Annotated in this window: 27 protein-coding genes; 6 read left to right on the top strand and 21 right to left on the bottom strand. The window is 62.0% G+C overall.

Going from position 1 to position 20,434, the window contains the following annotated elements:
- Positions 1 to 8: 8 nt before the first annotated feature.
- Positions 9 to 392: a hotdog fold domain-containing protein gene (locus tag LNV08_RS11470; protein WP_414858733.1), complete on the top strand. Its 384-nt coding sequence runs from the start codon at positions 9 to 11 to the stop codon at positions 390 to 392.
- Positions 389 to 1,204: a 3-keto-5-aminohexanoate cleavage protein gene (locus tag LNV08_RS11465; RefSeq protein ID WP_263533829.1), complete on the top strand. Its 816-nt coding sequence runs from the start codon at positions 389 to 391 to the stop codon at positions 1,202 to 1,204. The genes LNV08_RS11470 and LNV08_RS11465 overlap by 4 nt, the downstream gene beginning before the upstream one ends.
- On the opposite strand, the gene LNV08_RS11460 is transcribed toward LNV08_RS11465, so the two are convergent.
- The 17 genes from LNV08_RS11460 to LNV08_RS11380 form a co-directional block, all read right to left on the bottom strand.
- On the bottom strand, positions 1,194 to 1,652 hold the full coding sequence (locus LNV08_RS11460; protein ID WP_263533828.1) for a DoxX family protein: 459 nt from the start codon (positions 1,650 to 1,652) through the stop codon (positions 1,194 to 1,196). The two genes, LNV08_RS11465 and LNV08_RS11460, sit on opposite strands and share 11 nt — an antisense overlap.
- 127 nt (positions 1,653 to 1,779) lie before the next feature.
- The gene (locus LNV08_RS11455; protein WP_263533827.1) at positions 1,780 to 2,031 is read right to left on the bottom strand and encodes a YfhL family 4Fe-4S dicluster ferredoxin; all 252 of its coding nucleotides are present in this window, start codon (positions 2,029 to 2,031) and stop codon (positions 1,780 to 1,782) included.
- A gap of 10 nt (positions 2,032 to 2,041) precedes the next feature.
- A complete protein-coding gene (coaD, locus tag LNV08_RS11450) occupies positions 2,042 to 2,542 on the bottom strand; it encodes a pantetheine-phosphate adenylyltransferase (protein ID WP_263533826.1) in 501 nt (166 codons plus the stop codon).
- 42 nt (positions 2,543 to 2,584) lie between these two features.
- On the bottom strand, positions 2,585 to 3,208 hold the full coding sequence (gene rsmD, locus LNV08_RS11445; RefSeq protein ID WP_414858723.1) for a 16S rRNA (guanine(966)-N(2))-methyltransferase RsmD: 624 nt from the start codon (positions 3,206 to 3,208) through the stop codon (positions 2,585 to 2,587).
- Entirely contained in the window at positions 3,205 to 3,984 is a 780-nt protein-coding gene (hisF, locus tag LNV08_RS11440) for an imidazole glycerol phosphate synthase subunit HisF (RefSeq protein ID WP_263533824.1), read from the bottom strand. The genes rsmD and hisF overlap by 4 nt, the downstream gene beginning before the upstream one ends.
- Positions 3,985 to 3,998: 14 nt before the next feature.
- A complete protein-coding gene (gene hisA, locus LNV08_RS11435; protein ID WP_263533823.1) occupies positions 3,999 to 4,742 on the bottom strand; it encodes a 1-(5-phosphoribosyl)-5-[(5-phosphoribosylamino)methylideneamino]imidazole-4-carboxamide isomerase in 744 nt (247 codons plus the stop codon).
- A 21-nt stretch (positions 4,743 to 4,763) separates the two neighbouring features.
- Positions 4,764 to 5,411 carry an imidazole glycerol phosphate synthase subunit HisH gene (gene hisH / locus LNV08_RS11430; protein WP_263533822.1) on the bottom strand — a complete coding sequence of 216 codons (648 nt, stop codon included), beginning with the start codon at positions 5,409 to 5,411 and terminating at the stop codon, positions 4,764 to 4,766.
- A gap of 2 nt (positions 5,412 to 5,413) precedes the next feature.
- On the bottom strand, positions 5,414 to 6,010 hold the full coding sequence (gene hisB / locus LNV08_RS11425; RefSeq protein WP_263533821.1) for an imidazoleglycerol-phosphate dehydratase HisB: 597 nt from the start codon (positions 6,008 to 6,010) through the stop codon (positions 5,414 to 5,416).
- Complete coding sequence (gene hisC, locus LNV08_RS11420) at positions 6,007 to 7,089, bottom strand: histidinol-phosphate transaminase (RefSeq protein ID WP_263533820.1); 1,083 nt, start codon at positions 7,087 to 7,089, stop codon at positions 6,007 to 6,009. Before hisC ends, hisB begins: the two co-directional genes overlap by 4 nt.
- Positions 7,086 to 7,532, bottom strand: coding sequence for a PIN domain-containing protein (locus LNV08_RS11415; RefSeq protein WP_263533819.1), 447 nt, complete (start codon positions 7,530 to 7,532; stop codon positions 7,086 to 7,088). The genes hisC and LNV08_RS11415 overlap by 4 nt, the downstream gene beginning before the upstream one ends.
- Positions 7,529 to 7,753 carry a CopG family transcriptional regulator gene (locus LNV08_RS11410; RefSeq protein WP_263533818.1) on the bottom strand — a complete coding sequence of 75 codons (225 nt, stop codon included), beginning with the start codon at positions 7,751 to 7,753 and terminating at the stop codon, positions 7,529 to 7,531. Before LNV08_RS11410 ends, LNV08_RS11415 begins: the two co-directional genes overlap by 4 nt.
- Before the next feature lie 100 nt (positions 7,754 to 7,853).
- A complete protein-coding gene (locus LNV08_RS11405) occupies positions 7,854 to 8,738 on the bottom strand; it encodes a substrate-binding periplasmic protein (protein ID WP_263533817.1) in 885 nt (294 codons plus the stop codon).
- 2 nt (positions 8,739 to 8,740) lie between these two features.
- Positions 8,741 to 10,063: a histidinol dehydrogenase gene (hisD, locus tag LNV08_RS11400; protein ID WP_263533816.1), complete on the bottom strand. Its 1,323-nt coding sequence runs from the start codon at positions 10,061 to 10,063 to the stop codon at positions 8,741 to 8,743.
- A gap of 18 nt (positions 10,064 to 10,081) precedes the next feature.
- Positions 10,082 to 10,720 (bottom strand): ATP phosphoribosyltransferase, encoded by a 639-nt coding sequence (hisG, locus tag LNV08_RS11395; RefSeq protein ID WP_263533815.1) that lies wholly within the window; start codon positions 10,718 to 10,720, stop codon positions 10,082 to 10,084.
- Positions 10,721 to 10,782: 62 nt separating this feature from the next.
- Positions 10,783 to 11,049 (bottom strand): BolA family protein, encoded by a 267-nt coding sequence (locus tag LNV08_RS11390; RefSeq protein ID WP_263533814.1) that lies wholly within the window; start codon positions 11,047 to 11,049, stop codon positions 10,783 to 10,785.
- A gap of 100 nt (positions 11,050 to 11,149) precedes the next feature.
- Positions 11,150 to 11,923 carry an ABC transporter permease gene (locus LNV08_RS11385; RefSeq protein ID WP_263533813.1) on the bottom strand — a complete coding sequence of 258 codons (774 nt, stop codon included), beginning with the start codon at positions 11,921 to 11,923 and terminating at the stop codon, positions 11,150 to 11,152.
- Positions 11,920 to 12,840, bottom strand: coding sequence for an ABC transporter ATP-binding protein (locus LNV08_RS11380; RefSeq protein ID WP_263534080.1), 921 nt, complete (start codon positions 12,838 to 12,840; stop codon positions 11,920 to 11,922). The genes LNV08_RS11385 and LNV08_RS11380 overlap by 4 nt, the downstream gene beginning before the upstream one ends.
- A gap of 171 nt (positions 12,841 to 13,011) precedes the next feature.
- On the opposite strand from LNV08_RS11380, the gene LNV08_RS11375 reads away from it, so the two are divergent.
- The 3 genes from LNV08_RS11375 (at position 13,012) to LNV08_RS11365 (ending at position 15,022) form a co-directional block, all read left to right on the top strand.
- On the top strand, positions 13,012 to 13,665 hold the full coding sequence (locus tag LNV08_RS11375) for a TetR/AcrR family transcriptional regulator (protein ID WP_263533812.1): 654 nt from the start codon (positions 13,012 to 13,014) through the stop codon (positions 13,663 to 13,665).
- A gap of 18 nt (positions 13,666 to 13,683) precedes the next feature.
- Positions 13,684 to 14,457, top strand: a complete 774-nt coding sequence (locus tag LNV08_RS11370) for a hypothetical protein (RefSeq protein WP_263533811.1) — start codon at positions 13,684 to 13,686, stop codon at positions 14,455 to 14,457.
- Between the two features lie 214 nt (positions 14,458 to 14,671).
- Positions 14,672 to 15,022: a hypothetical protein gene (locus LNV08_RS11365; RefSeq protein ID WP_263533810.1), complete on the top strand. Its 351-nt coding sequence runs from the start codon at positions 14,672 to 14,674 to the stop codon at positions 15,020 to 15,022.
- Between the two features lie 14 nt (positions 15,023 to 15,036).
- On the opposite strand, the gene LNV08_RS11360 is transcribed toward LNV08_RS11365, so the two are convergent.
- Complete coding sequence (locus tag LNV08_RS11360; protein WP_263534079.1) at positions 15,037 to 16,458, bottom strand: wax ester/triacylglycerol synthase family O-acyltransferase; 1,422 nt, start codon at positions 16,456 to 16,458, stop codon at positions 15,037 to 15,039.
- A gap of 116 nt (positions 16,459 to 16,574) precedes the next feature.
- On the opposite strand from LNV08_RS11360, the gene LNV08_RS11355 reads away from it, so the two are divergent.
- The gene (locus LNV08_RS11355; protein WP_263533809.1) at positions 16,575 to 16,826 is read left to right on the top strand and encodes an acyl-CoA-binding protein; all 252 of its coding nucleotides are present in this window, start codon (positions 16,575 to 16,577) and stop codon (positions 16,824 to 16,826) included.
- A gap of 53 nt (positions 16,827 to 16,879) precedes the next feature.
- Here the strand turns inward: LNV08_RS11355 and LNV08_RS11350 are convergent, their stop codons facing one another.
- The 3 genes from LNV08_RS11350 to LNV08_RS11340 are packed head-to-tail and all read right to left on the bottom strand — an operon-like array spanning position 16,880 to position 20,304.
- Positions 16,880 to 17,200, bottom strand: a complete 321-nt coding sequence (locus LNV08_RS11350) for a polyhydroxyalkanoic acid system family protein (protein WP_263533808.1) — start codon at positions 17,198 to 17,200, stop codon at positions 16,880 to 16,882.
- 3 nt (positions 17,201 to 17,203) lie between these two features.
- On the bottom strand, positions 17,204 to 18,265 hold the full coding sequence (locus tag LNV08_RS11345) for an aminopeptidase (protein ID WP_318014117.1): 1,062 nt from the start codon (positions 18,263 to 18,265) through the stop codon (positions 17,204 to 17,206).
- Positions 18,262 to 20,304 (bottom strand): molybdopterin-dependent oxidoreductase, encoded by a 2,043-nt coding sequence (locus LNV08_RS11340; protein ID WP_263533807.1) that lies wholly within the window; start codon positions 20,302 to 20,304, stop codon positions 18,262 to 18,264. Before LNV08_RS11340 ends, LNV08_RS11345 begins: the two co-directional genes overlap by 4 nt.
- Positions 20,305 to 20,434 lie beyond the last annotated feature (130 nt).

The raw sequence follows: 20,434 nt of genomic DNA, 5'->3' as shown, positions 1-20,434 counted from the left end.
CTGAAAAAATCACCAGCCTCATTCGCCTGCGCATGAGCGCCCACGACGCCCATTACGCCGGCAACTTGGTCGACGGTTCGCGCATGTTGGGCCTGTTCGGCGATGTGGCCACCGAGCTTCTGATCCGCAGCGATGGCGATGAAGGCCTGTTCGTTGCCTATGACAAGGTTGAGTTTTTGGCGCCGGTGTTTGCAGGAGACTTTATCGAAGCCGTCGGGCATATCGTGTCCATGGGCAAGTCCTCGAGGAGGATGGTGTTCGAGGCGCGCAAGGTGATCAGCGCCGCTCAAGTCGCGGGTCAGGTGTCGGCCGCCGATGTCTTGGCCGAACCCATCGTGGTTTGCCGCGCCTCGGGCACTTGTGTGGTGCCGGTCGGATTCCAACGCAAATGAATAAGCTGATCATCACCGCCGCACTGACCGGCGCCGAGGTCACCCGCGAGCAGCAGCCGGCGCTGCCGATCACGCCCGACGAGATCGCCGACGCTGCGGCCGAGTGCGCACTCAAGGGCGCGGCCATCGTCCATGTGCACGGCCGCTTGGCCGATGGCAGCTCGACGCAAGACAAAGAGATCTACCGCCAAATCATCGAGAAGACGCGCGAGCGCTGCGATGTGATCGTGCAGGTCTCCACCGGCGGCGCCGTCGGCATGACGCCGCAAGAACGGCTGGCTCCGGTAACGCTGCGCCCGGAGATGGCGACGCTGTCGATGGGCACGGTCAACTTCGGCGGCGATGTGTTCATGAACCATCCGGCCGATATGGAAGTGTTTGCCAAGGCGATGAGCGAATACGGCGTCAAGCCCGAGTTCGAGATCTTCGACAGCGGCATGCTGACGACGACGCTGCGCTGGCTCAAAAGAGGTGTTGTTCATGGCCCGCTGCACTTCGACTTCGTGCTGGGCATCCCCGGCGGCATGGCCGGCACGCCGGAAGCCTTGATGTATCTGCGCTCGCAATTGCCGCCAGACAGCAGCTGGACGGTGGCCGGCATTGGCGCGGCGCAACTGCCCTTGGCCACCTTGGCCATCGTGCTGGGCGGCCATGTGCGGGTCGGCTTTGAGGACAATATCTACTTCCGCAAGGGCGAACTGGCCCGCAGCAATGCTCAGTTAGTCGAGCGCATCGCCTTGATCGCGCAGCAGTTGGACCGGCCGGTGGCCACGCCAGACGAAGCTCGGGCAATGCTGGGGATCAAACGCTAAGGGTTGAGGGTTTGACCCAACCGGCTTCGCCGAGCGGCCAGTACCGGTCGCTGCGGTTGTCCCAAGCCACGGCCACAAAGCAGGTAATCAGCAGCGCGCTGTATTCCCAGCCATCCGTTCCCGGCCCGACCACAAAGAAGCCGGCTTGGGCATGGAAGATGACGATGCCGGTGAAGTAAATCACCGAGAAGGCCGCGCACAGCGGCCACACCATGATGCGCAGCGCCAAAAACAACGCGCCAAAGGTTTCAACCAGGTTCACAACACAGGCCAGGAAGTAGCCGCTACCCTTGGGAAAGCCACTGAGTTCCAACAGCTTGCCCATGATGGGCAGGCTGCCTTCGTCATAACGGTAGATGCCATGGACAAAGACGATGGCGCACAAGACCAGCCGCAGCAGATCGGGCCCAAAGCGCGCGGGCGAGATGATTCGGTTCAGGAAAGACATGGTCGTAGCCGAGGGCTTGTTAGCAAAGACCAGCGGATGCTAAAGATGCAAGGCCGCGCCAACCAGCCCCTTGGCGATGAGCGACGGTTTATCGGCGTCCAATTGACGCCCAAGTGAAACCAGCAACTCAGGCGATTTGGGTCAAACGCAAGTATTTGCCCATCAGCGTCTCTTTGCTTTCCACATGGGCCGGGTTGACCGGGATGCAGGCGACCGGGCAAAGCTGCACACATTGCGGCTCGTCGAAATGGCCGACGCATTCGGTGCATTTGCTGTGGTCGATCTGGTAGAACTCCTCGCCCATCGAAATCGCCTCGTTCGGGCATTCGGGCTCGCAGACATCGCAGTTAATGCACTCATCAGTGATCATCAAAGCCATATCAGCCCCTTCAACTTTCCGCCTGCAAGCGCTTCTTCAAGCGCTGGAGCACCGAGGCCGACACGAACTTGGAAACATCACCGCCGAGGCTGGCAATCTCGCGCACAAAGGTGCTCGATATAAATTGATATTGGTCTGAAGGCAGCATGAACACCGTCTCCACGTCGGCCATCAGTTGGCGATTCATGCCTGCCATCTGGAACTCGTAGTCGAAATCGCTGGCGGCACGCAGGCCACGCACCAGCACCTTGCCGCCTTGGCTCGCCACAAAACTGCTCAACAGTCCATTGAAGGGCAGCACCTCAACATTGGGATATTTGGCCGCCAATTCACGTGCAATTTCCAAGCGCTCTTCGGTGGAGAACATGGTCTTTTTATGGTGCCCGGCCGCCACTGCAATGATCAAGCGCTCAAACAAACGGCTGGCGCGGCGCATCAAATCTTCGTGCCCCAGGGTCATCGGGTCAAAGGTGCCGGGATAGACGGCGGTGAGAGGGGTCACAGAGGTCAATCGAGGCTCCTGGATTCAGTGGCCCCGATTATCCCTTGTCACTCAAACCTTGCGCAGCAGCTGGAATTGCACCGCGCCGGCTTTGCCGGAACGCCAGGCCTCCAGGCCCAACTCGGCCGGCGCCGCGATCAAGTCGGGCGCCTCCAGATAGACAAAACCACCCGGCACCAACAAGGGCGCCGCCGCCCGCAAAGCCGGCAAGAACAGCTCTTGCTGGAACGGTGGGTCGAGCAAGATCAGCTCGAAGCGGGCCGGCGCACAGCGACCCATCCAGCCCAAGGCATCGCTGCATTCAACGCGTAGATGGTCGGCCTTCAACCTGAGTTTGCTGGCGCTCAGGCTGCGCGCCAACTCCGCGTCGCGCTCCAGCAGCAAGACCTCGGTGGCGCCGCGCGAGGCAGCCTCAAAGCCCAAAGCGCCGCTGCCGGCGAAGGCGTCCAGCACGCGCCAGCCGTCCAGGTCTTGGCCCAGCCAATTGAACAGCGTTTCGCGCACGCGGTCAGGTGTGGGGCGCAAGCCGGGCTTGTCGGCCACCGGCAGCTTGGAGCGTTTCCACTGTCCGCCAATGATGCGTACCTCGCGGGCGCCCATGCGCGGAGCGCCCGCAGCTTTTTGCGTTTGCGCCGAAATCGCCTTGGCTGCCGTACTGGATCTGGGCCGATTCACAAGCGCACCGGAATGCCGCGCGCCGCCATCAAGGCCTTGGCCTCGGCGACAGTGTGGTGGCCGTAATGAAAAATGCTGGCGGCCAAGACCGCATCGGCGCCGCCGATCTGCACGCCGTCGGCCAAGTCTTCGAGCGAGCCGACACCGCCCGAGGCGATCACCGGCACCGCCACCGCGTCGCTGACGGCGCGGGTCAATTCCAAGTCAAAACCGCTGCGGGTGCCGTCGCGGTCCATGCTGGTCAGCAATATCTCGCCGGCGCCGTACTCGGCCATCTGGCGCGCCCAGGCCACCGCATCCAGCCCAACGTTTTTGCGTCCACCATGGCTGTAGATATCCCAGCCGGGGCCCCGCGCAGCCAGGTCATCGCCTTGCCGACGCTTGGCGTCGATCGCGACGACGATGCACTGAGCGCCGTATTTTTCGGACGAATCCCGTATGACTTGCGGGTTAGCGATTGCGGCCGAATTGAACGACACCTTGTCGGCGCCGGCATTCAGCAAGCGCCGCACATCGGCGACTTCACGCACGCCGCCACCGACCGTCAGCGGGATGAAGACCTGCGAGGCCACCGCCTCGATGATGTGCAGGATCAGATCGCGCCCGTCGCTGGTCGCGGTGATGTCCAGAAAAGTCAGCTCGTCGGCGCCCTGCTCGTTGTAGCGGGCGGCGATCTCGACAGGATCGCCGGCGTCACGCAGTTCGGTGAAATTGATGCCCTTGACGACCCGACCGCCGGTCACGTCAAGGCAGGGAATGATGCGTTTAGCCAGCATGGAACAGGGCCGACTCAGCCGAGGCCGAGTTCGTCGGCACGCGCTTGACCGGCCGTAAAGTCCAGATCGCCGGTATAGATCGCCCGGCCGCAGATCACGCCCTCGATGCCCTCTTCTTCGACCGCGCAGAGCGCGTCAATATCGGCCAAATTGGCCAGGCCACCCGAGGCGATGACGGGAATGGTCAGCGCCTGAGCCAGCTTGACCGTCGCTTCGATATTGATGCCGCTGAGCATGCCGTCGCGGCCGATGTCGGTGTAGATCACGCCTTCGATGCCGTAGCCCTCGAACTTGCGCGCCAGATCGATCACTTCGTGGCCGGTCAGCTTGCTCCAGCCGTCAGTCGCGACTTTGCCGTCTTTGGCATCCAGGCCGACGATGATGTGGCCGCCAAAAGCCGTCGCCGCGTCTTGCAAAAAGCCTGGGTTCTTCACTGCGGCGGTGCCGATGATGATGTAGCTCAGGCCCGCGTCCAAATAGCGCTCGATGGTGTCGAGGTCGCGGATGCCGCCACCCAGTTGCACCGGGATCTCGCCATTCACTTCCCGCAAGATGGCCTTGATCGCGCCCTCGTTGACCGGCTTGCCGGCAAAGGCGCCGTTCAGATCGACCAGATGCAGGCGCCGCGCACCCGCATCGATCCAGCGGCGGGCCATCGCGGCCGGGTCTTCGCCGAAGGTGGTGGAGTCATTCATATCGCCTTGCTTGAGGCGGACACAGCGACCATCTTTCAGGTCAATAGCGGGGATCAGCAACATGACGGGAGCGGCTAAAAATAATCAAGGGTTCCAAACAAGGAAGTTCCGATACAGCGCCAACCCATGGGCGGCGCTTTTCTCGGGGTGAAATTGTGTGGCAAAAATATTATCCCGGGCGATGGCCGAGGTAAAGCGAGCGCCGTAATCGGTTTCACCGACACTGTGGCGCGCTTCTAACGGCGCGGCATAAAAGCTGTGAACGAAATAGAAGTAGCTGTCATCAGGCACCTCGCCCCAGACCGGATGAGGCTGCGACTGCCGAACCCGGTTCCAGCCCATCTGCGGCACCTTGTAGCGGCTGCCATCGGCTTGCATCTGCCCTTCCAACTGGAAGCGCTTCACAAGGCCAGGAATCAAACCCAGACCCGGCGTGTCCTGCTCTTCGCTGTGGTCCAAGAGCATTTGCATGCCCACGCAGACGCCCATCAAGGGCTTGTTGGCGGCAGCGTGCAGCACCGCTTCGCGCAGGCCCGAGTCGCGCAGCTCACGCATGCATTCAGCCATCGCGCCCTGCCCCGGCAGCACCACCCGCTCGGCCGCCAAGACCTCGTCCGGATTGGCCGTTATGACGACCTCCAGGCCCGTGCCCGCAGCCACATGCAGCACCGCCTGCGAGACCGAGCGCAGATTGCCCATGCCGTAGTCGACGACGGCTACTGTTCTTGCCATGACTAGAGGCTTCCTTTAGTAGAAGGAATCATGCCGATGGAGCGTGGATCTAGCGTCATTGCCATCCGCAGCGCCCGGCCGAAAGCCTTGAAAATCGTCTCACACTGGTGATGGGCGTTGTGTCCCTTCAGATTGTCGATATGCAGTGACACCAGCGCATGGTTCGAGAAGCCCTGGAAGAACTCGAAGGCCAGCTGGGTGTCAAAAGCACCGATAGACCCCGCCGTGAATTTGACGTCCATTTCCAAGCCCGGCCGGCCCGAGAAGTCGATCACCACGCGAGACAGCGCCTCGTCCAGCGGCACATAGCTATGGCCATAACGGGTCAAACCCTTTTTGTCACCGACCGCCTGCGCGATGGCCAAGCCCAAGGTGATGCCCACATCCTCAACCGTGTGATGGCCGTCGATGTGCAAGTCGCCCACCGCCTGAATGTCCAGATCGATCAAGCCGTGGCGGGCGATCTGGTCCAGCATGTGGTCGAAGAAGCCGATGCCGGTATTGAGCTTGGCTTCGCCCGTGCCGTCCAGATTGACGCGCACGGTGATTTGCGTTTCTTTGGTGTTGCGGCTGACTGCTGCGATGCGATCGGTGCTCATGAGAGGCTTTCTTTCAATGCGGCCAGCATGGCCTGGTTTTCTTCGGCCGTGCCTATGGTGATGCGCAGGCAGTTGGCCAGCAGCGGATGAGCGGCGGATGAATTTTTGATCAAGACGCCACGTGCCTTCATGCCGGCAAAGGTCGCGGCCGCATCCACCACCCGCGCCAAAATCATATTGCCCTGGCTGGGGAAAGGTTCCACGCCGGGCATCGCTTGCAGCGCCTTGAATACCCGCTCGCGCTCGGCCCGCAGCGTGGCCGCCTGGGACGCGTAGACCTCGGCATGTTCAAGCGCAAACAAGCCGGCTTCGGCATTCAGCACGCTGATATTGAAAGGCGGGCGCAGCTTGTCAACCTCGGCGATCAGCGCTGCCTGTCCGATCAAGTAACCAATACGCACACCGGCCAGGCCGAACTTGCTCATGGTGCGCATCACCAGCACCTGCGGGTAGCGCGCCAGCAGTGCCATCGAGTCACTGGCGGCAAAGGGCTGATAGGCCTCGTCCATCACCACCAAGCCAGGCGCTGCTTCGATGATCTGCGCGATCACGCCCGCGTCCCAGAGATTGCCGGTCGGATTATTGGGATAGGACAGGTAAATCAGCGCCGGCTGATGCTCAGCAATCGCCGCCAGCATGGCCGGGCCATCCAGTTCGAAATCGTGAGCGCGCAGCGGCACACCCACAAAGCCCAGGTTTTGATAACGAGCCGACAGCTCATACATCACAAAGCTGGGGCTGGGCGACAAGATCTTGGCGCCAGGCTTGCTGATGGCCATGCTGAGCATGCTGATCAACTCGTCCGAGCCATTGCCCAGGGTGATGGCGCAGCCAGCCGGCATGCCGGCGTGAAGCGCCAGCGCGGCGGCCAAATCCTGGGTGCGCTCGGCCGGATAACGGTTGATCGCTACGGCGCCGAGGCGCGCGCCCAGTGCGGCTTGCAGCTCGGGTGGCAGGCGAAACGGGTTCTCCATGACGTCGAGCTTGACCATGCCGGCGCTGGATGCAACCGGGTAGGCCTGGGAGGCACGCACATCGTCGCGTATGCAAGCCAAGGCCTGCTTCAGGTCAGCATTCATGGGATGTTCAATCTTTCCGGCCCGAGCAGCGTCGGGTCGAGGATGGTCACGCTGTCAAACACCGCCAAATGAGGCAGCTCCAGACTCAAAAGCAAGGTGCAGCCCTGCGCCTTGGCGGCGGCGACGATCAAGGCGTCGGCATAGAGCAGGCCGAAGCGGCTTTCGATCGACCAGGCGCTTTCTACCGTCGCATGGTCAATCGCCCAGGGCTGCCAGCGTTGATAACGGCGCACTTCAGCGCGTGCGTCGCCGTTGGGCATCGGCGGGCTGATGCGGGTGGTCACCGAAGCATAGAAATCGTTCAAGACCTGGGTCGAGAGCCGACCGCTGCGGCGCAGCCAGAGCTCGCGCAGCCAGGTCATCGCTTGATCGCGGGCGCCACGGTCGGCGCCGTCTTCGCTGAGGATCAAGACCGAGGTGTCGACAAAGACCAGCTCAGTCATTTGCTCAACTCGCTGCGCTGGGGGTAAGCGGCACCATCCGAGGCCCAGGTGCGCTCGCGGTGCACCCAATCTTGCAAGGCTCGCTCATAGGCATCGTCGTGGCGCATCTTCTCGGCCAGCATTTCGCCGACCAAGCGCGACACGCTGGTATTGCGCCGCGCGGCCTCCAAACGGGCCCATTCGGCGACGCTGTCTTCCATGCTGATGGTCACATTCTTCACAGCCCGAAGTCTACACGAAGTTCGTGCAACACGAAGTTCGTGTGACTTGAAGCCAGCTAAAGACTCGCACAAGGTGCTTGAGCAAGGCCGATCGCAGCTCTTAGGGCAAGCGCCAAAGCTCCTTGCGCGCCAGCGGCGTCTGCTCGGGCAATAAGGGGTTGTGCAACTCGATCACGCGGCGCTTGTGCAAGCCGGCTTGGCGCAGCGGCTCGGCATGGTGTGCGTCGAACAAACGGTCAAAGCCGCCGTTGGCCAGCAAGCGGTTCAGACCCAACTCGACCAAAGCGGCCAAGCGTTGATCGCCGGGACGTACAAAGAAATAGACCGCGGTCGGGTAGTGCAAGACCAGCTTGGGCTCGACGGCGAACAGCTGCTTTTGGCCTTCCTGCTCCCAGCCCGCCTCCAGCACCGAGCGCGGAAATGCCTGGGCCCGGCCCATATCGAGCATCTTGAACAAAGCCGCAAAGGAAGAGCCCGTAGTCACGGTTAAGCCGTTGGCGCGCAGGATCTCGGTATCTGGCCAATCATGGCCTTGCACCAGCGTGAATCGCTTCAAGCCGTCCAGCCCGTCCACCTCACTCCAAGCCGCCTGCTGCCCCTGCTTGATCAAAAGCACTCGCCAGCCATAAAGCCCTTTGAAGATGGGAATGCGCACCGGCAACAAGCTCTGCTCTCGCTGCACGCTGGTCATGGACCAAGCGATATGCAGATGATCCTGCGGCGCCTCTAACTCCTTGAGTGCGCGGCTTTGCACCATCAGGTCTTTGGAGGCGCTGAGCTCGCAGCGCACGCCCGAGGCGTCAAGCGCCAGCTTCAACAATTGCAGCGGGAACAAGCTGCTGCGATCGACATCTCGCACCGGGCGCGGATAGACCACACGCAGCGGCGGCGCTACAAGGGCAGCAGCGGGTGAAGCTTCGACCGCAGCCGTCGTCGTCAAGAGCGCAGGCAGCACCGGCAAAAACTGACGGCGCCTGCAGCTCATGCTCAGTCCGAGCTTGGCGTCGCTTGCAGCCGCATCTCGGCCGCACGCGCATGTCCTTGCAAGCCTTCGCCGTAGGCCAGCTCGGCCGCGATCGGCCCGAGCTTTTGTGCGCCGGCCGCGCTGACCTCGATCAGGCTGCTGCGCTTTTGGAAGTCATAGACACCCAGCGGTGAGGAAAAGCGCGCGGTACCCGCCGTCGGCAAGACGTGATTCGGCCCGGCGCAATAGTCGCCCAGCGACTCACTGGTGTAAGCGCCCAAAAAGATCGCACCGGCGTGGCGCAAGAGCGGCTCCCAGGCATGGGGATTGGCACTGGAAACCTCCAGATGCTCGGGCGCGATGCGGTTGGAGATCTCGCAAGCTTCCTCCATCGAGCGCGTCAGGATCAGCGCGCCGCGCCCTTCCAGCGAGGCGCGGATCACGTCGCGGCGTGGCATCTCGGGCAAGAGCCTGTCGATAGCCTCTCGTACCAGTGCGACGTACTCGGCGTCCGGGCACAGCAGAATGCTTTGCGCCATCTCGTCATGCTCGGCTTGACTGAACAAATCCATCGCCACCCAAGCGGGCGGTGTTGTGCCGTCGGCCAAGACCAAGATCTCGCTGGGCCCGGCAATCATGTCGATGCCGACCTGGCCAAACACATGCTTCTTGGCGCTGGCCACATAGGCGTTGCCGGGGCCGGTGATTTTATCGACCTTGGGCACCGTCGCCGTGCCATAGGCCAGCGCCGCCACCGCCTGCGCGCCACCTAGCGTGAAGACGCGGTGCACGCCGGCGATATAGGCTGCGGCCAGCACCAGCGGGTTTCTCTCGCCGCGCGGTGTCGGCACCACCATGATGATCTCGGGCACGCCGGCTACGTGAGCGGGGATGGCATTCATCAACACGCTGCTCGGATAGGCCGCCTTGCCGCCCGGCACATAGATGCCAACCCGGTCCAGCGGCGTGACCTTCTGACCCAAGAGCGTGCCGTCTTCATCGCGGTAGCTCCAGCTCAGGCCGCTGGCCTGCTTTTGGCGCTCGTGATAGCTCCTGACCCGCTCGGCGGCCGCCTGCAAGGCAGCGCGCTGGGCCGGCGTGATGGCGTCGAAAGCGGCTTTCAATTCTTCCCGCGTCAGCTCCAGCTCGGCCACGCTGGCGGCCTGCAAATGGTCGAAGCGGGCGGTGTAGTCGAGCAAGGCGGCATCGCCGCGCTGGCGCACATCGGCCAGGATCTCGGCCACGCGCAGCTCGATCGCAGAATCGGTCTCGGCCGACCAATGCAGCACGCGCTGGAACTCGGCTTCAAAGTCGGCGGCAGCGGTACTGAGATGGCGGAGTTTCATTGACGAATCTACTTTGCGTTACTTTGGAGTGGCTGAGGCAAAGGCGTCGATCATGCGACGCAGCGGCTCACGCTTGAGCTTGAGCGCGGCTTGATTGACGACGAGGCGCGACGATATCTCCATCACCTTCTCGACCTCGACCAGATGATTGGCCTTGAGCGTATTGCCGGTCGAGACCAAGTCGACGATGGCGTCGGCCAGCCCGGTCAGCGGCGCCAGTTCCATCGAACCGTAAAGCTTGATCAGGTCGACATGCACACCCTTGTCGGAAAAATGCTGACGCGCAATCTGCGTGTACTTGGTGGCGACGCGGATGCGCGAACCCTGCTTGATGGCGGCGGCGTAATCAAAATCATCACGCACCGCCACGCTCATGCGGCAGCGGGCGATGTTCAGATCCAGCGGCTGGTACATGCCGTCCAGCCCATGCTCGATCAACACGTCACGCCCGGCCACGCCGAGGTCGGCGCCGCCGTACTGGACATAGGTCGGCACGTCGCTGGCGCGCACCAGCACGACCTGCACCTCGGGGCTGTTGGTGGCCAGGATCAGCTTGCGCGAGGTTTCCGGGTTGTCCAGCACCTCGATGCCGGCAGCTTTGAGCAGCGGCAGGGTTTCTTCAAAGATGCGGCCTTTGGACAGGGCTAGGGTGATCATGGGTTGGCACTCACAGGCATTCGGGGAGGCGGCCCGGCGGACCGGGCCGCGGGCAAAATTTATCAGCGTGCCGACGACTGCGGCGTCGGGTCGGCCGCCCATTCGGCGGGCGTCAGCGTCTTCATAGACAGCGCATGGATCTGCTCGCGCATGCGCTCCCCCAAGGCTTGATAAACGCGCTGATGACGGCGCACGCGGTTGAGGCCATCAAACTCGGCCGACACGATGGTGGCAAAGAAATGCCGCCCGTCGCCCTCGACTTCACAGTGGTGGCAGGGCAGCCCGGAGGCAATGTATTGCTGAACTTCAGCTGGAGTAGGGTCGGCCATTGAGTCATTTTAGCTTTGTGTGCCAGACCGCCCGAGGGCAACGAGTAGCTCTGGCACCAACTGATAGAGCGGGTCCTAGTTTGTGGAAGATTTGGCCTACTCAGCTGCGGATCTTGTAGCCGCGCCGCAGCAGTTCCAAGGCAATGCCCGCCACCAGCAAAAAGCTGCCGCCAACCACAGCCAAGCTCAGCCAGGGCGAGGCATCACTGACGCCGAAAAAGCCGTGGCGAAAGCCGTCAATCATGTAGAAAAACGGATTCAAGTGGCTAACACCCTGCCAGAACGGTGGCAAGGAGCCGACCGAATAGAACACGCCGGACAAAAACGTCATCGGCATGATGATGAAGTTCTGGAAGCCCGCCAATTGGTCGAACTTCTCGGCCCACAGGCCGGCGATCAGGCCCAAGGTGCCCATCATTGCCGCACCCAAAAGTGCAAAGGCCAGAATCCACAGCGGCTGGCTGACACCCGGCGGCGCGAACCAAACCGTCACCACCATCACGCCCAAGCCCACCATCATGCCGCGCACCATGGCCGCACCCACATAGGCGACGAACCAGGCCCAGTGCGACAAGGGCGTCACCAGCAAGAAGACCAGATTGCCGGTCACCTTGCTCTGAATCAGGCTGCTTGATGAATTGGCAAAAGCATTCTGCAAGATGCTCATCATCACCAGCCCGGGGATCAAAAAGCTGGTGTAGCCGACCGTGCCGTAGACCTTGACATGATCTTCCAGCACATGACCGAAGACCAGCAAATACAGCACGGCGGTCAGCACCGGCGCCGCAACGGTCTGAAAGCTAACCTTCCAAAAACGCAGCACTTCTTTGTAGAACAGCGTGCCGGCGCCTTTCAATTGAATAGCGCCGCTCATGCTCGCACTCCTTTGTCTTGTTCTTCTTCCTGCATGATTTCCAGGAACACATCTTCCAGATCAGCGCGGCCGATCTCCAGGTCTTCAACCGGGCAGTTGGCCGCCCGCAGCTTGGTCAGAATCGTCTCGACCTCGGCCGCGTCGTGCGCCTTGATCTGCACAATACGGCCGGTCATGCGGGCCTGCGCGGCCAAGCTTTCTGGCAGCGTGGCATCGGTCTTGAAGCGCAGCATGGTCGAGGCCCTGCCCTTGAGCAGCTCCGAGGTGCGCTCCAGCGCCACCACCCGGCCTTGCTTGAGCATGGCGATACGCCCGCACAGTGCCTCGGCTTCCTCCAGGTAATGGGTGGTCAGCAAGACGGTGTGGCCCTCGCGGTTCAGGCGTGCAATGAATTGCCACAAGGTTTGGCGCAACTCCACATCGACGCCGGCAGTCGGCTCATCCAGCACGATGACCGGCGGGCGATGCACCAACGCTTGCGCGACCAAGACGCGGCGCTTCATGCCGCCCGAGAGTTGGCGCATATTGGCATTGGCCTTGTCGGCCAGGCCTAAGTTCTCCAGCAATTCGTCGATCCAGGCCTCGTTGTTGTGCACGCCAAAGTAACCACCCTGGAAACGCAAGGCCTCGCGCACATTGAAAAACGGATCGAACACCAATTCCTGCGGCACGATGCCAAGCGCGCGGCGTGCGGCGGCAAAGTCGCTCACCACATCGTGGCCCTGCACCAGCACGCGCCCGCCGCTGGCTTGCGACAGGCCGGCCAGGATGCTGATCAAGCTGGTCTTGCCGGCACCGTTGGGGCCTAAAAGGCCGAAGAATTCGCCCTGCTGAATATCGAATGAGACACCGTCCAAGGCCTTGACCTGCCCCCCTCGGTAGGTTTTGCTGACGTTTTGAAACGAAATAGCCGGCATGGTGCCGGCATGGGAGGAAGCTGGAGATTGCATGGGGTGATTGTAGGAACAGCTGGCAAGACGCGCCGAGCCAAGGTTGTTGCACGTCCACGAACGCGTGGCTATGGAGCCAATTACCTAGAGCAAGGCCCTAGCTTGATGCCAGAATCAAGCCAGGAGACAAGCAGACCCATGGCCACCAAAAAACCGCCGCGCCGCACCGCCGAACGCATTCTTGAAGTCACGCTCGATCTGTTCAATCGCTTTGGAGAGCCCAATGTCTCGACCACGCTGATCTCGGCCGAGCTGGGCATCAGCCCCGGCAACCTTTATTACCATTACCCGGCCAAAGACGAGCTGATCAACTCGCTGTTCAACCGCTACGAGCGGGAGTTAATTGATTTGCTCGCGGCCGCAGAGAATGTGGCTAACGTCGAAGACGCATGGCTGTTTTTCCACATGCTGTATGAGCTGATCTGGAAGCATCGCTTTCTCTACCGCGACTTGAACGATTTACTGTCCAAGAACAGGCGGCTAGAGATGCATTTCCAGACTGTCTTGACCCAAAAATCTCAGGCCATGCGGCAGGTGCTGGCGGGTTTGCAACATGGTGGCGCGCTCAAAATGGAGGCGCGCGAGGCGCCCCCCACCGCCAATGCCATGGTGGTGCTCTTGAGCTATTGGCTCAGCTTCGAATATGTGCGTGACCCCCGCCATGCGCTCGAGCCCGACCAAGCCGGCCCTGCGCTGATGCGCGGCGCCTTCCATGTCTTGAGTTTGTTGTTGCCCTATCTGGAGCCCGCCTCCAAAGAGCATCTGTTCGCACTTGCCAATCAATACCAGTAGCCCCCAACGGAGACAAAAATGGCCAAATGGACCGCCTTCCCGCATGACAACAGCGCCTTTCAATACAGCCCGGCATCGCTGAAAAAGCACTGGGCGCGCCTGCACACCGGGGACGCGGAACCCTGGCCCAAGGACGCGGCCGTGGTGGCGGCCTGGATCCACTTCCATGCGGGCGAGTTCCAGCAGGCCTATGACGCCGGCCTGGCCGCCGGCAGCGCCGGCATCTGCGTCGCCAACAAGGCCCAGGCCATCTACGCCAACTACTTAGAGAAGAAGGAAAAGGGCAAGCTGGAGATGTTCCTCGAAGTGGCCGAACGCGCCGCCGCCCAACAAGCCGAAGAGCCCAAAAACCCCAATGCCTATTACTGGCAAGCCTATGCCATAGGCCGTTACGGCCAGGGCATCAGCGTGGCCAAGGCCCTGGCGCAGGGTTTGGGCAGCAAGGTCAAGAATGCCTTGGAAACCACCATAGCGCTGGCGCCCAAGCATGCCGACGCCCATATCGCGCTGGGCGCCTTCCACGCCGAGGTGATCGACAAGGTCGGCAAACTGCTGGGTCGCACACAGGGCGCTGACAGTTCCACCGGTCTCAAAATGTTCGAGCAAGCCTTGAAGCTCAACCCCGGCAGCGCCATCGCCATGATCGAGCGCGCCAACGGCTTGGTGATGCTGGAAGGCGACAAACGCATGAAGGAAGCCGAGGCGCTGTACGCCGAGGCGGCCGCTTGCGAGCCCATGGATGCGATGGAATACCTCGACGTCCAGATGGCCCGAGAAGAACTCGAGGATTGAAACAAAGAACCGGACCCAAACTGCGCTTGGCCGTGCTCTTTTTCACGCTCAGCGGCAGAAATAGGCCGCTTACCCCCCGCACTCACGCGTGGCGAAGAGGCCCCACTGTGGTTAAGCTGTGCATCCTGAACTACCGCATTGCCTCCAATTGGCTTGAGCCAATAGCAAGCACTTCACAGCCCCATCTGCAATTTTTCACCGAGGTTTGAACATCATGAAACGCACATTGTTGGCCCTGATCCTGACTCCTTTGGCCGCCCTGTCCATGGCTCAGTCGCCGGAAGCGACCGCGCTGCGGGTGGAATGCGCCGCCAAGATGGCCCCTGTCACCGAAGCCAATGCCGGCGCGGCCAAAGAGTACCAATTCGTCTACAGCAAGGGCGAGTACCGCGGCGAGAAGCAAAACGGCAAGCTGATCGGCTGCAACGATGCACAGTACAGCGGCTATCTGGCCAGCGTCGACCCGACACGCGTGATGGCGGCCTACCCGACCGCTGCCGGCCGCCCCAATATCAAGCCCAATATCAAGCCCAACCTGGCAGGCCAGGCCGACAAGGCCAAGTAAGTCGAACTGCTGCCCTACTCCCAGGGCAGCATCATCGCCAGCAGCAGGAGTTTGTTGAACTCCGGCTCGAAGCGATCGATGATGGCCTCGGGGTCGGGGCATAGCGTGCTGTCGGTGATCAAGCCGAACTGCACCCGGCCGGCATAGGTCAGGATGCTGACGCCGACGCCAATATCACCCGACTGCGGCACCCAGAACATCAGGCGCTCGACCTGCGAGCCCAGCATCTGCAGCGGCTCGGTTGGCCCCGGCACATTGGTCATCACCGCCGTGGCCTTCTTGGCAAAGATGTTCAACATCGCCGTCTGCACCGGCTTGATCAACAAACCCGCCACCGACAGCAGGCCAAAGGCCAGCACCGGCTGAAAGCTGCCTTTCAGATCATTCATGCGCGACTTCACCGCGTACAAGCGCTCGACGGGATTGTCTATGCCGATCGGCAGCACCAGCGGCACCAGACCGAAGCGATTGCCTAGCTGGTAGCTATTCGCCAAGGGCCGCAAATTCACCGGCACCATGGCGCGAATTTCCTTGCCAGCGACCACCTCGCCCTTGCTCTGCAGGTAACTGCCTATGGCACCGGCCACACAGCTGAGCAAGACATCATTGATCGAAGCGCCCAGCCCCTTGCCCACCGCCTTGACGGCGTCGAGCGGCAAGGCATTGCTCCAGGCGACGCGCTTGCGTTTGCCTGGCTTGCCCTTCAGCTGCGTGTGCGAGTCGTCAGGCATGAAGGCAAAAGCGGCCACGTCGTTGACCGCTTGATAGCCGATGCGCGCCATGTCCACAGAGGCATCCAGCGGATGATGGGGTTGGCTCCAGGCATCGACCGACTTGGCCATGCCAGACCCCGCCGCCCCGATGGCCTTGATCGCCAAATCGGCCATCGGCCGCAGCAGGCTGTCGGTCAGCCAATCGCGGTCATCGCGCGGCTGCTGCTCGCGCTTCGGCGGCGTGCGGCCACCGTCGGTGATGGACATCATCACCGAGGTCAGGGCGATGCCGTCGCCGATGCAGTGGTGAATTCGCATGATCAGGCCGCTGCTGGCCTGCTCATCCTCGCCGTCGCCGCCCAAATCTTCGATCAGATGAAATTGCCACAGCGGGTGCGCCGGGTTCAGCGGCTCCATCGCCAGCTCAGCCACCCGCTCCTTCAAGGCCTCTTGCCCAAGCTGGCCGGGTTTGCCGCGCACCGGCATCAGCACCTCGGCCACCACGTGGCGGTCGATATCAAAATCCTCGTCATCCACCCATTGAGCGCCGAGCGCATCCTCGACCACGCGCTGGTGAAAGCGCGTGTATTGCAGCAGCCGCGCCTGCACGCGCTCCTTCAATGCCTCCAAAGTGATGGACGGGCGGATATACCAAACGCCCACAATCATCATCAAATTGGACTCGGTGTCCATGCGTAGCCAAGCGGTGTCAACCTTGGACATGCGTTCAATCGCGTGCGACAAAACAGTCTCCTAGAATTTGGTGTGTTCGCTCTACACAATGCTGGTTAACATTGAAGCTGTCTATCCCGATTGTCACTACTACTCAAGGAATACTCATGAGCCTTCAGGACCAATTCGATGCTGCGGTGGCTGGATCCAAGCAGCTGCCGGAGCGCCCGGACAATATGACCTTGCTCAAGCTCTATGCCTTGTTCAAGCAAGGCAGCAGCGGCGATGTGGAAGGCTCGCGCCCCGGCTTCACCGATATGGTGGGCCGCGCGAAATGGGATGCCTGGAACGAGCTCAAGGGCCAGAGCCAGGACGAAGCCAAGCAAAGCTATATCGACCTGATCGAGTCGCTGAAGTAATTCGCATCTTCGGCGCAGCCGATTCGAGCCGAGCTGAGCCTTTCAGCTCGGCTTTATTTTTTGGCCTTGGGCTTCTTTAGCGGCGCAGCACTCAACAAAGTGTCGAGCTCTTTCTGAATCTCGCCCTCGATGGTGCCCCTGAAGGCACCCAGCAAAAAACCCAGCTTGGCGCTCAACTCGAAATGCTTGGCCGCCACGATCAGCTGCCCCTTGACGCCCGAACGGCTGAACTCCACGGTGTCGCTGGTCTCGCCCTCCAGCACGGTGCACGCCATATCGAACTTAGCTTCGACCTGCTCGGCCCAGGCCCAAGCAATCTCGCGTGCCCGCGCCAACCCCAAAGCGTGGTCCCGGTGAATATGGATATCGGCCATTGATTAGTCTCCTGTTTGCTTCAGTAATTCGGATAGACGTTCGGTCTTGGGCAAAGCCGCCAGGCGCTTGACCTCGGCATAAAAGCGCGGCCAATCCTGCCCCTGGCGCGCCAGCAAGGTGTCAAAGGCCGGGGTCAAGTCGGAATAGGCCGCCAGCAGCGCAAAACTGGCATTGTTGGCACGCGCAAACCAGCCGTCATACGCAGTATCTCCGCCCCAAGACTCAGCCTTCAAGCGCGCGTAGTCTTGGCGCATTTCCTCCAGCAAGCCAGCCTTGGCCGCACGCTTGGCTTCATCGCTGATGGCCTGTGCATACAACTCGGCCAATCGGCGCCGGTACTCGCCGGTCAGGGCGCGAAACTGCTCGCGCCGCTGCAGGCGTAGCGCAAAAGCCTCGCGCTCGGCCGCGCTGGCATATGTGCGCAGCCAAGCCTCGGCGCCGCGCCGCTCCACCAAGGTCGCAAATGACTCGTTGAACTGCGTGTCGTCAGGCGCATAGGCGACTTGGTGCGCCAACTCATGAAACAGCATGCCGGCCAGCTCGCCCGACGGGTATTTGATGAAGGTATTGAGCAGTGGATCACCGCCAAAAAAATTACTCCAGCCCAGCGTCGAGTAGGCCGGCACGCCGTAAACCAGAACCTCCAGGCCCTCGGCGCGCAGCTGCGCCGCATAAGCGTCCGCCTCGGCACGGTCAAAATAACCCCGGTAGCCGACGCAGCCCATCACCGGGAAGCACCAGGTCTTCAGCGTCAAACCAAGCTCGGGCGTGGCCACCACATTCCAGACCGCTGCCGAGCGGCCCAGGTCGGCATAACGGCGATAGCTGTCGTTGTCAGGCAGCTTGAGCGTATCCACCGCATAGTCGCGCAGGCGCTGGCTCAGCAGCAGGCGTTCGCGCAAGTCTGCGGCCAGCTCAGGCTCGGCCAAAAGCTTGTCGACCGGCTTGGCCGCCGCCATCAAGCTCAGATGGCCGCCGACAGACTGGCCCAGATAAGCGCTCTGCGTGCAGGCGCTCAAGAGCAGGGCCAGTGGCGCCAGCCAAACCAGCTTGACCACGCTCACGCCGCGCCGGCTCCCGCCCAGGCCTCGATGTCAACCAGGCAATCGTAAAAACTCGGCGCCGCACCCATATCGGTCAAGCGTTGATGGGTGACCTCATTGACATTGCTGCCGGCCACGCCGAGCTTGCGCCACCAGACCCCCAGGCCGTTGACGACGCCGGGTCGCGCCCGCGTGCTGATGCGCGCGCGGCAGGGGTAGCTGCCCCGGTCGTTGAAGATGCGCACCATCGCCCCGTCGGCCAAGCCGCGCACGGCGGCATCCGTCGCATGGATTTCCACCAGCGGCTCGCCCTCAATATCGCGCAAGCTCTTCACATTGACGAAGCTGGAATTGAGGAAATTGCGCGCCGGCGGCGAGATCATCGCCAATGGATAACGCGCCGCCAACTCGGGGCTGGAGGCTGCGCTTTCGTAATTCGGCACATGATCGGCATCGCCGCATTGCGCACGGCCGTTGGCGGTCATGAAGCCACCATTGGCAAACGGCGCCTCGGCCAACGGCAGGCTTTGCCAGCCTTGGGCGCGCAAGGCGTCAAAGTCAATGTCTTTGCTGAAGGCTTGGCGCGCCATTTGCTCATCGCTGTCGGCAAAGCAAGCGTCGGTGAAACCCATGGCCGCCGCCAACTCCCTAAAGATCTGCGTATTTGGCTTGGCCTCGCCCAGTGGCGCCACCGCTTGCTCATTGATCAAGACATCGGTGTGGCCGTAGCTGGTGTGCACGTCCAGATGTTCCATCTGCGTGGTCGCCGGCAAGACGTAGTCCGCCAGATCGGCGGTATCGGTCATGAAATGCTCAAGCACCACCGTGAACAAATCGGCGCGCTGAAAGCCCCGCACCACCTTGGGTGACTCCGGCGCCACCGCGACCGGATTGCTGTTGTAGACGATCAGCGCCTCGATCTGCGGGCCGAACTCGGGGCTGGCCGGACGCAGCAGATCGTCGCCAATCGTGCTCATATTGATGCTGCGCGAAGCACGGCCTGCGCGTAGCTCGGGGCGCTCCAGATCGCCGCGTTTATAGGGCGCAAACCAGCCCGAGCTGGACAGCAGCAGGCCGCCGGCCCGGTGGCGCCAAGCGCCCGTCAGACAGGGCAGCAGGGCGATCAAACGCACCGCATTGCCGCCGCCGCGCACCCGCTGCATACCGTAGTTGAGCCGGATCGCGGCAGGCGCGGTCTGCGCATAGTCGCGCGCCAAACCGCGCACCTCGTCAGCGCTGATGCCGCAAACCTCGGCCACCCGCTCAGGGGGCCAGGCCAGCGCCCGTTCGCGCAGGCCCCCGGTCCCCTCCCAGCCATCGACATGCTCGCGCAGATAGTCGTGGTCCAGCCAGTCCTGCGTGATCAGTTGCTGCATCAGCCCCAAGGCCAAGGCGCCATCGGTGCCGGGCATCAGCGCAATGTGTTGATGGCATTTATCGGCCGTCTCGGTCTTGCGCGGGTCTATGCAAATCAGCTTGGCACCAGCGCGCTTGGCCTGGTTGGCATAGGTCCAGAAATGCAGGTTAGAAGCGATCGAGTTGCTGCCCCAGATCAGAATCAAGCGGCTCTCGGCAAAGAAAGGCAGGTGCATGCCGAGCTTGTGGCCATAGGTTGCAGTCAGCGCGGCGGCGCCGGCCGAGGCGCAAATCGTGCGGTCCAGTTGCGAAGCACCCAGGCGGTTGAAGAAACGCCCCGCCATCGCCTCGCCCTGCAGCAAGCCCATGGTGCCGGCATAGCTATAGGGCAGCACCGCTTGCGCGTCGCGTGCGGCAATCGCACTCAGGCGAGACGCGATATCGGTCAGGGCGGCGGCCCAAGAGACGGGCTCGAAGCGCGGAGCCTCATGCTTGGCACTGATGCGTTTGAGGGGCTGCAGAACTCGCTCGGCGTGATAGGTGCGCTCGGCATAGCGCGACACCTTGGTACACAGGGCGCCATGGGTGCTGGGGTGGTCGGCGCGGCCTTGCACCTTGATGACCCGGCCGTTCTCAACCGTCAACGCCAAGGCACAGGTATCGGGGCAGTCGTGCGGGCAGGCACCCTTGATGATGGTTTGCATGGCCGAACTATTGCACATCGGCCGCTCACGCCGACGCGAAGGGCCATCGAAATGCAGCCGAGCTTGAGCTCAAGCACGGCATTAAACTTGGCGCTTAAGGGTGCGGGCAAGGTCCACCGCCAGGCATGCA

Origin of the sequence: Paucibacter sp. TC2R-5 (assembly GCF_025717605.1) — a bacterium.
In the GTDB taxonomy this organism is placed as follows: domain Bacteria; phylum Pseudomonadota; class Gammaproteobacteria; order Burkholderiales; family Burkholderiaceae_C; genus Paucibacter_A; species Paucibacter_A albus.
Note: the sequence above shows the minus strand (reverse complement) of the source record. Positions and strands in the feature narration are given on the sequence as shown.